We start from the raw sequence: 13,770 nt of genomic DNA, 5'->3' as shown, positions 1-13,770 counted from the left end.
CCTTGTTTAAAGGGTAAAATAGCGTGGTTGGGGGATAGTCAAATGAGCGCAGTGCAACATACACCATCGTCACTCGCCGGCTCGACCGGCGAGTCCACATCCATGCAGGGAGTCGCTGATCAAGTCAGCGAATGACAATTTAATTTACCCCGACTGCATCAGGCGGACGCCTTCGTCGCGCTCGAACAGATACAGCAAATGCCTCAGCGCCTGCCCGCGCTCTGACTTCAGCTCCGGGTCCTTGTTGACGATCAGCCGGGCGTCGTCGCGCGCCAGCTCGATCAGGTCTGCGTGCTCGAGGAAATCGACCATTTTGAATTCCGGCAGGCCGCTCTGGCGCGTGCCCAATATTTCGCCGCCGCCCCGAAGCTTCAGGTCTTCTTCCGCGATCAGGAAGCCGTCTTCGCTTTCGCGCATGGTCTTGAGGCGCGCGCGGGCGACCTCACCAATCTCGTTACCGCGCAACAGGATACAGGTGGATTTGTCCGCGCCGCGCCCCACGCGGCCCCTGAGCTGGTGCAGTTGCGCCAAGCCGAAGCGCTCGGCGTGTTCGATCACCATGATCGTGGCTTCCGGCACATTAACGCCCACTTCGATCACGGTGGTGGACACCAGCACGCTGATCTCGCCGGTCTGGAACTTTTCCATCACCGCGTCCTTGTCCGCGCCCTTCATCTTGCCGTGCACCAGCCCCACGCGCGGCCCCAGCATATGCTGGAAGTCGCGGTAGCGGTCCTCTGCCGCCGCAAGGTCCAGCTTTTCGCTTTCTTCCACCAGCGGGCAAACCCAGTAGGCGCGCTGGCCTGCCTGTACCGCGCGGCCAATGCCCTGCGCCACCTCGCCCAGCCGGTCGAGCGATACCACGCGGGTGTCCACCGGCTGCCGCCCGGGTGGCTTTTCCTGAATGCGGCTGACGTCCATGTCGCCGTATGCCGTGAGCGTCAACGTGCGCGGAATGGGGGTTGCAGTCATGCCCAGCACATCAATGCCCGCCGTGGCCTTGCCCGCGAGCGCCAGACGCTGTTGCACGCCGAACCTGTGCTGCTCATCAATGATCGCGAGGCCCAGGTCCTTGAACTGTACATCGTCCTGGATGATGGCGTGGGTGCCGACAAGGATATCGATCTCACCCGCGGCGAGGCGCGCCAGGATTTCCTTGCGGTGCTTGCCCTTGTTGCGTCCGGTGAGTTTCTCTACCCTGAGGCCGGCTTTTTCGGCAAGCGGCGCGATGGTTTCCAGATGCTGGTTCGCCAGAATTTCCGTGGGTGCCAGCAGCGCCGCCTGCACGCCCGCCTCCACCGCCGCCGCCATCACGAGTAAGGCCACGACCGTCTTGCCGCTGCCGACATCGCCCTGCATCAGCCGCAGCATGGCGCGGCCACTTTCGAGGTCAGTGATGATCTCCTGAAGCGCCTTTTCCTGGTCGCCCGTCAGGCTGTAGGAAAGATTCCCTAAGAGTGTGCCCCTAATGTGCCCATTGCCCTTGAGTGCCCTGCCCCGTTTCTTCTGCGTGCGGTCGCGCACAATCGCCAGCGCAAGCTGGGTCGCCAGCAGCTCGTCCGCCGCCAGCCGCCGCCTTTCCGGGCTTTTGGGGGCTAATGTTTCGGGTCCGGAAGGGTTGTGTAAATGTTTGATCGCACTCAGGAAATCAGGCCACTGTTCACGCGTGACGATATCCTTCAGCTGCCATTCGGGTAGCGACGGCACGGTTTCCAGCGCCGCATGGATGGCTTTCCTTAGCACCTTGCCCGACAGCCCGGCCGTCAGCGGATAGACGGTTTCAAGAAGCGGAAGCTCGTCTGCGCTATCGGGGGAGACCATATAATCCGGGTGGGTGATCTGCGCATCCCCTTGGAAATGCTCAAGTTTTCCGCTGATAATGCGCGTCTCGCCTTCGGGCAGCTGCTTCCTGAGATAGTCCGCACGGGCATGGAAAAACACCAGCGTCAGCTCAGCTGTGTCGTCATGGCAGCGCACCTTGTAGGGCGCGCGCTTGTTGTGCGGCGGCAAATGTTCATCCACCACCACCTCAAGTGTCGCGATGCTGCCAGGCGCGGCATCCCTGACTTTCGGGCGATAGCGCCGGTCCACAAGTCCCGTGGGCAGATGCATGAGGAGGTCGCGCGTGCGCGTGCCCGCGAGGCGTTCAATTGCCTGCTTGTTACGCTTGCCGATGCCCGGCAGACGCTCGATATCCGCGAAATAATCAAACAACGCTTCAGGCCGCATAGGGCGGTTTTCCCCCGAAAATCATGAAAGTTTCCCTTTAACCAAAGCGGACCTTAGCCTATGGTGTGCCGCCCATCAAACAGACAGATCAAAATCTGCAGGTGGTGATGTGTTTTTTCCAGTTTCCAGTGGAAGGTGACCAGTATGAGCGACCAGGGCTACAACCCGCACAAGGACATCAACCTTGAAGACCGCAGGCGCCGCCTGTTGTTTCGGGCATGGCACCGCGGCATCAAGGAACTGGACCTGATTTTCGGCAACTTTGTCGAGGCCAACAAAGACGGCTTCAGCAATGCTGACTGCGAGTGGTTCGAAATATTGTTCGAAGAGCAGGACCACGAGATTCTCGGCTGGGTCACCAAAGGCATCGATGTGCCTGAAAAATTCCAGGGCGAAATGATGGACCGGCTGCAGAAGCTGGACTTCATGACCCTCAAAGCCAAGTAAACCGGACATTTTAGCACCATGCCACTGGACCAGTTGATAGATGCGGAGATGCCGCTGATTGCCTCGGGCGTGCCCGGCGGCTATGACGCCATGCTTCTCGCTGATCTGGCCGGGCGGCATGCCAAGCGGCCGGTCCTTTATGTGGCATCCGACGACGGACGGCTGGCGGCGATGGCCGCGGCGGTGAAATTCTTCGCGCCGGAGATGGAACTGTTGCTGTTCCCGGCGTGGGACTGCCTGCCCTACGACCGGGTCAGCCCCCAAAGCGATATTGTCGCGCGCCGCATGGCGACCCTGTCGCGCCTGACGGCTGGCAAACAGACAAAGCCGCTGCTGGTGCTCACCACCGTTAACGCAGCCCTGCAGCGAGTGCCCGCGCCGGAAGCCGTGCGGGACGCCACCTTCCACGCCGAGCCGGGCGATGAGGTGGACCTGGTGGCGCTGACAGATTTCCTGGCGTCAAATGGCTACACCCGGTCCGGCCAGGTCATGGAGCCGGGCGAATTTGCCGTACGCGGCGGCCTGATTGATATTTTCCCACCCGGTGAAGACAGCCCGCTGCGGCTGGATTTCTTTGGCGATGAGCTGGATACCATCCGCCGGTTCGACCCGCTGGACCAGCGCACAATAGGCAAGGCGCCCCGCCTGCATCTGAAACCCGCGTCCGAATTTTCGTTGTCGAAAGAAGGCATTGAGCGCTTCCGCCGCAATTATGTGAATACCTTCGGCCCAGCCAAGGGCGATGATCTTCTGTATGAAGCCATCAGCGAAGGCCGCAAGTATCAGGGCGCCGAGCATTGGCTGCCCTTCTTCCACGACAAGATGGCGACGCTGTTCGACTATCTCGACGCGCCACTCTTTACCTTCGATCATCAGGTGGATGACGCGGCAGGCGAGCGCTTCAAGGCTGTGGACGATTATTTCGAGGCGCGGCGCGAGGCCTGGACCATTGCGAAAAACGAGAAAAGCATCACTGCGCCTCCTTACAAGCCCGTGCCCAGCGCGCAGCTGTATCTCAGCGAAGCCGAGTGGCAAGACCGGCTGGACGAGCTGAACGCCATCCGCCTGACGCCCTTTGAGGAGCCCCCTGCCCTGAATGTGGTGAGCTTTGAGGCGCGCCAGGGCCGCGACTTTGGCCCCGAACGCAACAACCGCGACCTGAATGTCTATGACGCGGTGCGCGACCATGTGAAGGCGCTCAGGGCATCAGAGAAGCGTGTGGTGTTCGCTAGCTATTCCGCTGGTGCCGCCGACCGCCTGAAGGGCGTGCTCGAGGACCACGGCCTGATGCCGGTTGCCGTGGCGGACAGCTGGGAAGACATCCGGCGCGAAAACAAGACGCTGATTGCCGTCACCGTACTGCCGCTTGAGCGGGGTTTCGAGACCAAAGACCTGGCTGTCATTTCCGAACAGGATGTGCTGGGGGACCGGCTGGTGCGAAAGGCGCGGCGGAGCAAGAAGGCAGATAATTTCCTCAAGGAAGCCAGCGCGCTATCGCCCGGTGACCTTGTGGTGCATGCCAGCCATGGCATCGGTAAATTCGTGGGGCTCGAGACCGTTACAGTGACGGGCGCGGCGCATGACTGTTTGCTGCTGACCTATCTGGGCGGCGACAAGCTTTATGTGCCCGTTGAGAATATCGAAGTATTGTCGCGCTTTGGCGGCGAGGACGCTGGCGGCCAGCTGGACAAGCTCGGCGGTGTGGCGTGGCAGGCGCGGAAAGCCAAGGCCAAGGCACGCATCCGTGAGATGGCGGGCCAGCTGATCAAACTGGCCGCTGAGCGTGAGCTGAAGGAAGGCACTCGGGTGACCACCCCCGAAGGCCTCTATGACGAATTCGCCGCCCGCTTCCCCTTCACGGAAACCGAGGACCAGTTGCGCGCCATCGAACAAGTGGCGGCGGACCTGTCATCCGGCCGGCCGATGGACCGGCTGGTATGCGGTGACGTTGGCTTTGGCAAGACAGAGGTGGCACTGCGCGCCGCCTTCCTGGCCACCATGGCCGGGCTTCAGGTTGCGATTGTTGCCCCCACCACGCTGCTCTCGCGCCAGCACTATCTGAACTTCACAGAGCGCTTCAAAGGCTTGCCGGTGCGCATCGGCCAGCTGTCGCGCCTGGTTTCCGCTAAGGACCAGAAGGCTACCAAAGAAGAGATGCGCAAGGGCACGTGCGATATCGTCATCGGCACCCACGCGCTGCTGGCCAAGGGCATCGAGTTCAAGAATCTCGGCATGGTAATTGTGGACGAGGAGCAGCATTTCGGCGTTGCCCACAAGGAAAAGCTGAAGGAACTGAAGGCCGATGTGCATGTGCTGACGCTGACAGCCACACCGATCCCGCGGACGCTGCAGATGGCTATGTCCGGTATTCGCGACCTTTCCATTATCGCCACCCCACCGGTGGACCGGCTGGCGGTGCGCACTTTTGTGCTGCCGTTCGACCCTGTCGTGGTGCGCGAGGCGCTGTTGCGCGAGCACTATCGCGGCGGCCAGAGCTTTTATGTGGTGCCGCGCATTGCAGACCTTGAAGAAGCCGCCACTTTCCTGAAGGAACATGTGCCGGAGGTGAAGTTCATCATCGGCCACGGCCAGATGACACCCAAAACCATCGAGGATGTCATGACCGCCTTCTATGAAGGCCGGTATGACGTGCTGCTGTCGACAACCATCGTTGAAAGCGGCATCGACATTTCAAACGCCAACACCATGGTGGTGCACCGGGCGGACCGTTTCGGCCTGGCGCAGCTTTACCAGCTTCGCGGCCGGGTGGGCCGGTCGAAAACCCGAGCCTATGCCTACCTGACGACCCCCGCGAACCGGATGCTGAGCGAGAATGCTGACAAGCGGCTTCAGGTGCTGCAGGCACTGGATACGCTTGGGGCTGGCTTCACCATCGCCAGCCACGACATGGATATTCGCGGCGCCGGCAACTTGCTGGGCGACGAGCAATCCGGTCACGTCAAGGAAGTGGGCGTGGAACTCTATCAGAAGATGCTCGAAGAGGCCGTGGCGGAAGCACGCGCGGGCGCGGGCGACGACGAATTCGAGGAAACTGACTGGTCGCCACAGCTGAATCTGGGTGCAACCGTGATGATCCCGGAAAAATATGTGCCGGACCTGACCCAGCGCATGGCGCTCTATCGCCGCCTGGCAGACCTTGAAACGCGCGAGGACGTAGACGCCTTCTGCGCTGAGCTGATTGACCGTTTCGGGCCGCTGCCCGGGGCCGTGAAACAGCTGGCGGCCATCATGATCATCAAAGGGTCCTGCAAGCGCGCGGGCATCGACAAGCTGGATGCTGGGCCGAAGGGCATGACCATCAGCTTCCGCAACGACCAGTTCGCCAACCCTGCGGGCCTTGTAGAGTTCATTTCTGGCACCGGCGCGTCAGCCAAGCTGCGGCCCGACCACAAATTGACCTACTATGCACGGATGGAAAAGATCGGCGCACGCCTGAAGGCTGTGAATGCCGTGGCTAAACGTCTGGCTGCTGTAGCAAACAAGGCCGCCAGCTGAATCCTACCTTTTATTAACCTCGTTTGATCAGAAATCGTTAATCGGCAGCTGGTACCCTATGGGTGTTATAAGTCTTAACCGGCGGCAAAAGGCAGCCGCCTGAGATACACCTCCTCCCGTTGTTCAGGCCAACAGGACAATTCCGGGGACGTGCCATGAAGCCCACCCCTGCCCTTTCTGGCTTGATTGCCGGTCTGAACCTTTTGGGTGTCAGCGCCTTTGTAACCTATCTCTTTCTAATTTAACGGGATAGAGCGACCAAATCGGCCGAATGTTCCGCATCCGGGCGCCTCGGCATATTTTGTGCGCCGCAATTTCACTCATTACCTCAATCGCTTAGCGTCAAACGCATAGCTGCCCTAACATTTTTATAGATTGTTATTGGCGCGGGACCGCTTATATCTCGCTGTGATCCGCAGCACAGAAAGATCATCGGGCACCTGATAAGCCGTAAAAGATGACGTTGCAGATTAGGCGACACCGGGTTGGCAAAGGCCGATCTACCGCCAGGGACACGACAGACATATGTTGGAAAGACAGGAAAACCTGCAGCCAACACAAAGGATAGCTAGAGGATAGAATGATGAAAAACAGCCAATATAGCGAATTCTCAGGATGGGGCGCTGCGCTCAACCTGATTGCTGTAAGCGGTTTCGTTGCTTACCTTTTCCTGATTTAGGATTTGCCTTTTTCGGCCATCGCTGAAATCGGATCAAATCGGTCGATTTAATATTGCATCTCCATACCCCATCCCCAATATGGTGGTGGGATATCAGGGAGATTGTAATGAAATTATCCATGTCACCCGACGCGCTCGGGGGGCTCCTGCTGATCGCAGCAGCAGCATTCGCCATCATTTTGGACAATTCGAGCCTGGCGCCAATCTATGATGCGCTTCTGAAAACCAAAGGCACCATTGCCCTTGGCGAGTATGGCCTGTCCAAACCCATCCTTTTGTGGATCAACGAAGGCCTCATGGCCATCTTCTTCCTTCTGGTGGGGCTTGAGATCAAGCGAGAAGTGGTGACGGGCGAACTGTCGAGCCTCAAAAGCCTTGCCCTGCCCGGCATGGCAGCTGTCGGCGGCATGGCTGTCCCTGCCCTTCTCTTTTGGTTTGCCACTGGTGGTGAGGCCCAAGCCATGAGTGGCTGGGCGATCCCGACAGCCACAGACATTGCTTTCGCCATCGGCATCCTTGCCATGATGGGCAGCCGCATTCCCGCGGAACTGAAGCTGTTCCTGCTGACGCTTGCGATCCTTGATGACCTGGGTGCGGTGGTGATCATTGCAGCCTTCTATACTGCTGATCTTTCGGTCATCTCGCTTACATTGGCGCTGGCAGGCTGTGTGGGGCTCTTTGTGCTGAACCGCGCCGGCGTGCGAAACACCTCCGCCTATTTGTTCATTGGCGCGCTCGTCTGGATTGCTGTGCTGAAGTCGGGCGTTCACGCCACCCTCGCTGGCGTTGCAGTGGGGCTCGCTATTCCCGCCACGAAGGATGATGAAGGCCATTCACCACTCGAGGACCTGGAGCATAACCTGCACGCGCCTGTGGCCCTGATGGTTCTGCCGCTGTTTGCCTTTGCCAACGCGGGTGTTTCCCTTGCAGGCCTGTCGTTTGACTCGCTCATGGCCCCGGTTAGTGCGGGCATTCTTGCGGGTCTTGCCCTGGGCAAGCCGCTTGGCGTGATCGCAGGCGCCCTGATTGCCATCTATATCTTCCGCGCCAAGCTGCCCGGGAAGTTAACCATGGCCCACGTCTGGGGCGCAGGGCACCTGGCAGGTATTGGTTTCACCATGAGCCTATTTATCGGCAGTCTGGCATACAGCTCTATTGAGCTTCAGGCCGACGTACGGATTGGGGTGCTGGCAGCGAGTCTCATTTCTGCCCTCATCGGTTGGGCGGTATTGTCGCGCGCCAAACCAGCCAGCGCCTGAAAAACTCGATTTAGGGGGCAAAACCAGCTTTTGCCCCCTTTTCTGAACAGATGTTAAGCTGAGTGCCGCAATGCGTCACAATGTTTCTTAAATCCGCCACGGATCGCCCATAGACGCGCCCCAAAGCCCCTCCACATTCACCTCATCAGCCGAGCACAGAAGAATGGCTCGGCCCTTTGAGAAACGACACGGAGGACAGTCATGAAATTCTCGAAAACAATTGTGGGTGTGGTAGCGGCTTCAACTCTTCTGACTGCAGGCGCAAGCGCCGCCGACGGTGAGCGCAAATTTGATGGCGCCTATGCCGGTATTGAGGCAGGCGTTGACTGGACCAAACTGGCTGGCGACGTCAAGCGCGACCGCAGCCTCTATTATGGTGGTGTGATCGGCTTCCGCCGTCAGATGGACAACAACATGGTCTATGGCCTTGAAGGCACCTTCGGCGACACCGGCTATAACAACAACGCCACTGGCATGAAAAGCGAATATGAATGGAGCGCGTCCCTGACGCTTGGTCAGGCATTTGGTTCAGACGGCGCGAACCTGATTTACGGTAAAGCTGGTTATGTTCGCACCCGGTTCGACCCAACCAGCGCAGACGGTGATGCCTTCAACGACAACGGCTGGCGCTTTGGTGGCGGTTATGAGCGGGCTCTTGGCGAAAGCCTCAGCCTTCGTGTCGGCGCCGACTATACGACCTACGGCGACGACAAAAACGCCTGGACAACCAAAGCAGGCCTGATCGCCCGCTTCTAACGGTCTCCCTCGTGGGCCCTGCTGATTTCCTCTCCGTTCAGTGGGGCCCGCTCCCTCAGGGAACTTCAAATGTCCAGACCCTTCTACCCTGATTATTCCTTGGCTTTCCCTGGCCTTTTGTTCCGAGTATCAATTGTTATGAGTAGCAGGCGTCCTTTTCCCAGAAGGGCGCCTGTTTTTTTACGCGGTTGCCTCGGCTGTTACCTTATCAATCACCTGCACGAGCGCTTCCGGTCCCTGCGCACCCGAAACCGCATATTTGCCGCCAAAGATATACATGGGTACGCCGCGAATACCGGCTTCCTGCGCGTGTTGCACTTCCGTGCGAATGAGGTCTGTGTCCTGGTTGGAGGCCAGCAGTTCAGCCACCAGCGTAGTGTCCATGCCCGCCTGCCCGGCGATCTCTGTCAGCAGGGCATGATCGCCAATGAAGGCGCAGTCTTCGAAATAGGCTTTCATGATGCCGTCCGCCACTTCCGCCTGCTTTCCGGGCGTCATGGCCCAGCGGATCAGGCGGTGCGCATCCAGGCTGTTGGCGATGGTGCAGTCACTGTCGAAATCGAATGCGATCCCAAGGCCCGCTGCCTGTACCTTAAGGTGCTCCCGCATGGCCTCAAGTTGTGGCCCGTCGCCGAATTTCTTCCGGTAATAGCTTTTGCGGTCCACGCCTTCTATCGGTGTGTCGGGCGCGAGCTGATATGGCCTGTAGCGCACCACGGACAGGCTGCCCGGGCGCATTTCCAGCGCCTTGTCCAGCTGGCGTTTACCCACATAACACCAGGGGCACACCACATCGATAACAAGATCAAGTTCCACAAAAGCCTCCGTTCATCGTTCACACCACAACATAGCACCGCACGGGATATCGACAATTGTATCTAAATCTTTACTTCCAATTCACCGCCTCAGGTGTATAGTGACCGCGGACTTTAGAGGGATATCACGATTTCATGATCAAGGCGCTCAACATCGCGACACAAGGCCTGCTGCAGTCGGAAAGCCGCGCCACCGACCTGGCAGCTGAGATCCTGAAGAAAACCAGTGAGGCTTCATCCTTCAGCCTGGACGACGATGCTGGTCAAAGCCAGAACACCGCCGCCCTTACGTCCCCTTCCACAAGCCCGTCCGGTCCCGGTTATTCAGACCTGTTGCAGAATATGGTGGACCTGAAGGCCGAAGGGCATGCGTTCAAAGCCAATGCCACAGTATTCAAGCGCCTGGATGAAGCGTATGACGAGGCCCTAGGGTCCTTCTTCGACGAAGATAGCTAACCAACAGAAGTTTATCTAACGCCATTATCACGCCCTAATGACTTGACGATAGGCGCCTTGGGCACGACATTGCAGCTATGCCTGATAGCCATGACCATATGCCACAGACCAAAGCACTGACCGACACGTTCGGGCGGCAGATCAACTATCTGCGCCTGTCTGTCACGGACCGCTGCGACCTTCGGTGCCGCTACTGCATGGCCGAGGACATGGTGTTCCTGCCCAAAGCCGACGTGCTGACGCTTGAGGAGCTTTATGACCTGTCTAAGGCTTTCATGGACCGCGGTGTGCGCCGCATCCGCCTGACAGGCGGCGAACCCTTGGTCAGAAAAGGCATCCTGTCGCTGATTGAACGGCTGGGGGATGATGTAGATCACGGCCTGTTGGATGAGGTGACCCTCACCACCAATGGCACGCAACTGCCACATATGGCGGCTGACCTCTATAAGGCAGGCGTAAGGCGCATCAATGTGTCACTGGATACACTGAAGCCAGACCTGTTCGAGGAAATCTCCCGCCGCAACAAGCTGGCGCAGGTCCTTGACGGTATTCGCGCGGCCAAGGCCGCCGGCCTTGAGGTCAAGATCAACACCGTCGCGCTCAAGGGCATGAACGACGGTGAAATCCCGGACCTGATGGCCTGGTGTCTGGCTGAAGGCCTTGATCTTACGCTGATTGAGACCATGCCCCTGGGCGAGATCGACGACGCCCGCGAAGACCGGTATCTGCCGCTGACCGCACTTTTGCCGACCCTCAAGGACCGCTGGACGCTCACGCCGAGCGGCCACCGCACAGGCGGCCCTGCCAGATATTTCGCCATTGAAGGCCACGCCAACCGCCTGGGGCTCATCACGCCGCTCACCGGCAACTTCTGCGACGGCTGCAACCGCGTACGCGTAACCTGCACAGGGCGCATCTATATGTGTCTGGGCCAGGATGACCATGTGGACCTGCGCGCAGCCCTCAGGTCTGACGACCCGGAAGCCGAGCTTGAAGCCGCCCTTGGGAAAGCCATGCTGGAGAAGCCCAAAGGCCACGATTTTGCCATGCAGGACGACCGTATGGTCGGCACCGTTGGTCGCCACATGAGCCAGACCGGCGGCTGATCAGCCGACCGAGACCTCCTGCGGAAAAATTCCCGCTCGCTCTCAGCCAATTTTTCCCTATACTCGCACCCAAGAGGGAACAAGCATATGAAGATAGCCATCATTGCCAGCGAGTTTGGTGAAGCCAGCAAAGCCGCACAGTTATTACGGAACCGTTATAAGGCAGTCAGCACCAGTGATGCAGACGTCATTATTGCGCTTGGTGGCGACGGATTCATGCTGCAGACCCTGCATGCCTATATGGGCCGCAATGTGCCAATTTTCGGCATGAACAAGGGCACCGTTGGCTTCCTGATGAATGAATCCAACGATGATGACCTGATTGAACGTATCGGCAAGGCAGACAGCTTCACGCTGCATCCTCTGCGTATGCGCGCCACCCGCTGTGATGGCGAGGTTGTCGAACATCTGGCCATCAATGAAGTGTCGCTCCTGCGGGAAACCCGCCAGGCTGCCAACATCCGCGTGGCGATTGACGGTAAAGTGCGGCTGCCTGAACTGGTCGGCGACGGCGTCTTGGTGGCAACCCCTGCCGGCAGCACGGCCTATAACCTGTCTGCCCATGGCCCGATCATCCCACTGGGCGCCGACCTTCTTGCGCTGACACCGCTTTCTGCCTTCCGCCCCCGCCGTTGGGGCGGCGCCCTGTTGCCGCATCATGTGACTGTGGCGCTTACCATCAACCAGCCGCAAAAACGGCCAGTTTCCGCTGTTGCGGACATGCATGAAGTGCGGGATGTGCGCCATGTTCTGATCGAAGAAGCCCGCGACGTGTCGCTGACGCTGCTGTTCGACAGCGAGCACACGCTGGCCGAGCGCATCTTCACCGAACAGTTCGCCTACTAAAGGGCTCAGCTCATCGCGAAGCTCGCGACAGGGCTAAACCAAAGGGCTAAGAGAGCCCCAAAGTCAACAATCAGGGGATATCCATGTTCAAGCTAGCAAAATCATGCGTCGGCATGCTGCTTGCGGCGTCCATGACGCTGCCTGCGGTCGCGGCCGAGACGAAGGACGAGACCGCAGTACCTGTCGAAGCACCAAAAGTCTATGAAGTTGAAAAGACGGGTACTTTCGGCGGCGAGAAGGTCAAATACAAGGCCATTGCCGGTGAAACGCACCTGAAGAACGATAAGGGCGAAGCCACAGCCTCGATCTTTTCCACCACCTACCTGCGGACAGATTTGAAATCAAACGCCGAGCGCCCGGTTTTCTTCATCTTCAACGGTGGTCCGGGCTCTGCCAGCCTATGGCTGCACCTGGGTGTTTACGGGCCCAAGCGGGTGGTCCTGCCGTCCGACGCCGAAGATGATGGTGCCGCGCCTTACCGGCTGGAAGACAACCCGCTGTCGATTTTGGACATGGCCGATATGGTCTTCATCGACCCCGTCGGCACCGGCTATAGCCGCGCCATCGGCAAGGGCGACGGCAAGGATTTCTGGGGCATTGAAAATGATGCCCAGTCGATCGCTGAATTCATCCGCCTTTGGCTGGTGAAGCACAAGCGCTGGAATTCGCCCAAGTATTTGTCGGGCGAAAGCTATGGCACCACGCGTGCAGCGGCACTCCTGCATGAGCTTCAGGGCGGCTGGTCCGATATTGCGATCAACGGTGTTGTGTTCATCTCCTCCATCCTGGATTTCCAGACAGCGCGCTATCAGCCTGGCAACGACACGCCCTATATTTCCTACCTGCCGACAATGGCCGCCACCGCCTGGTATCACGGCAAGGTGGACAAGGCGGGCCGCACACTTGAAGGATTTATTGACGAAGTTCGTGCCTTCACGCTGGGCGACTATGCCAGTGCGCTGCTGCAGGGCAACCGCCTGGGCGAGACTGAGTTCAACGCTGTCGCCGCCAAACTGGCTGCCTACACGGGCCTGAGCGAACAATATGTCAAAAATGCCAACCTGCGCGTCAACAACATGCGCTTCATGAAAGAACTGCTGCGCAATGAGGGCAAAACTGTTGGTCGCCTGGACAGCCGCTTCGTTGGTGAAGACTATGAAGGCACTGGCGACACGTTCGACAATGATCCGTCTGGGTACGGCATCGACGCCGCTTACACGGCCGGTATCTACCAGTATATGCAGAACGACCTGGGCGTTGATATCGAGCGCCGCTATGAAGTGCTGTCCGGCACACCGGGTCGGCACTGGGCCGAGCCCCGCAAGCGTGGCTACAGCGAAGGCTACCCCAATGTGGCGCCATACGTCGGCACGGCCATGCGCGAAAACAAGGACCTGCGCACCATGGTAGCCAATGGCTACTATGACCTGGCAACCCCCTTCTTCGCGTCGGAAAACACCTTCAACGCCAATGGCATCGACACCAGCCGGGTGTGGTTCACCTATTATGAAGCCGGTCACATGATGTATGTGCACCAGCCGTCCATCGAGCAACTGGTGAAGGACATTCGTACTTTCATCCAGGGCGAGTAAAATAAAAATGGGGCGCGGCGGTTATCCGCCTGCGCCCCATCTCCCGTCCCTTATCAGGGTTTTTATCTC

At 58.9% G+C, this 13,770-nt stretch carries 10 protein-coding genes; 8 read left to right on the top strand and 2 right to left on the bottom strand.

The window, feature by feature from the left end:
• Window positions 1–144: 144 nt before the first annotated feature.
• Window positions 145–2,229 (bottom strand): ATP-dependent DNA helicase RecG, encoded by a 2,085-nt coding sequence (gene recG, locus B3Z17_RS02090; protein WP_286828383.1) that lies wholly within the window; start codon window positions 2,227–2,229, stop codon window positions 145–147.
• A 144-nt stretch (window positions 2,230–2,373) separates the two neighbouring features.
• Between recG and B3Z17_RS02085 the strand changes: the two genes are divergently transcribed.
• The 4 genes from B3Z17_RS02085 (at window position 2,374) to B3Z17_RS02070 (ending at window position 8,886) form a co-directional block, all read left to right on the top strand.
• Window positions 2,374–2,676, top strand: a complete 303-nt coding sequence (locus B3Z17_RS02085; protein WP_286828382.1) for a succinate dehydrogenase assembly factor 2 — start codon at window positions 2,374–2,376, stop codon at window positions 2,674–2,676.
• 18 nt (window positions 2,677–2,694) lie between these two features.
• Window positions 2,695–6,192, top strand: coding sequence for a transcription-repair coupling factor (gene mfd / locus B3Z17_RS02080; protein ID WP_286828381.1), 3,498 nt, complete (start codon window positions 2,695–2,697; stop codon window positions 6,190–6,192).
• Window positions 6,193–6,978: 786 nt separating this feature from the next.
• Window positions 6,979–8,130: a Na+/H+ antiporter NhaA gene (nhaA, locus tag B3Z17_RS02075; RefSeq protein WP_286828380.1), complete on the top strand. Its 1,152-nt coding sequence runs from the start codon at window positions 6,979–6,981 to the stop codon at window positions 8,128–8,130.
• A gap of 201 nt (window positions 8,131–8,331) precedes the next feature.
• Window positions 8,332–8,886 carry an outer membrane protein gene (locus B3Z17_RS02070; RefSeq protein ID WP_286828379.1) on the top strand — a complete coding sequence of 185 codons (555 nt, stop codon included), beginning with the start codon at window positions 8,332–8,334 and terminating at the stop codon, window positions 8,884–8,886.
• Between the two features lie 180 nt (window positions 8,887–9,066).
• Here the strand turns inward: B3Z17_RS02070 and B3Z17_RS02065 are convergent, their stop codons facing one another.
• Complete coding sequence (locus B3Z17_RS02065; protein WP_068305426.1) at window positions 9,067–9,702, bottom strand: DsbA family oxidoreductase; 636 nt, start codon at window positions 9,700–9,702, stop codon at window positions 9,067–9,069.
• A 134-nt stretch (window positions 9,703–9,836) separates the two neighbouring features.
• Here B3Z17_RS02065 and B3Z17_RS02060 point away from each other — a divergent pair, with 134 nt between their 5' ends.
• The 4 genes from B3Z17_RS02060 to B3Z17_RS02045 all read left to right on the top strand — a co-directional run bounded on the left by B3Z17_RS02060 (window position 9,837) and on the right by B3Z17_RS02045 (window position 13,701).
• Window positions 9,837–10,157: a hypothetical protein gene (locus tag B3Z17_RS02060; RefSeq protein WP_068305424.1), complete on the top strand. Its 321-nt coding sequence runs from the start codon at window positions 9,837–9,839 to the stop codon at window positions 10,155–10,157.
• 77 nt (window positions 10,158–10,234) lie between these two features.
• Window positions 10,235–11,263 carry a GTP 3',8-cyclase MoaA gene (gene moaA, locus B3Z17_RS02055; RefSeq protein WP_286828378.1) on the top strand — a complete coding sequence of 343 codons (1,029 nt, stop codon included), beginning with the start codon at window positions 10,235–10,237 and terminating at the stop codon, window positions 11,261–11,263.
• 87 nt (window positions 11,264–11,350) lie between these two features.
• Window positions 11,351–12,109: an NAD kinase gene (locus B3Z17_RS02050; RefSeq protein ID WP_286828377.1), complete on the top strand. Its 759-nt coding sequence runs from the start codon at window positions 11,351–11,353 to the stop codon at window positions 12,107–12,109.
• An 83-nt stretch (window positions 12,110–12,192) separates the two neighbouring features.
• Window positions 12,193–13,701 (top strand): S10 family peptidase, encoded by a 1,509-nt coding sequence (locus B3Z17_RS02045; protein ID WP_286828376.1) that lies wholly within the window; start codon window positions 12,193–12,195, stop codon window positions 13,699–13,701.
• Window positions 13,702–13,770 lie beyond the last annotated feature (69 nt).

The sequence above is a fragment of the Kordiimonas sp. UBA4487 genome (genome assembly GCF_002389025.1).
Classification (GTDB): Bacteria; Pseudomonadota; Alphaproteobacteria; order Sphingomonadales; family Kordiimonadaceae; genus Kordiimonas; species Kordiimonas lacus.
This window is presented reverse-complemented; position numbering and strand designations above follow the sequence as displayed.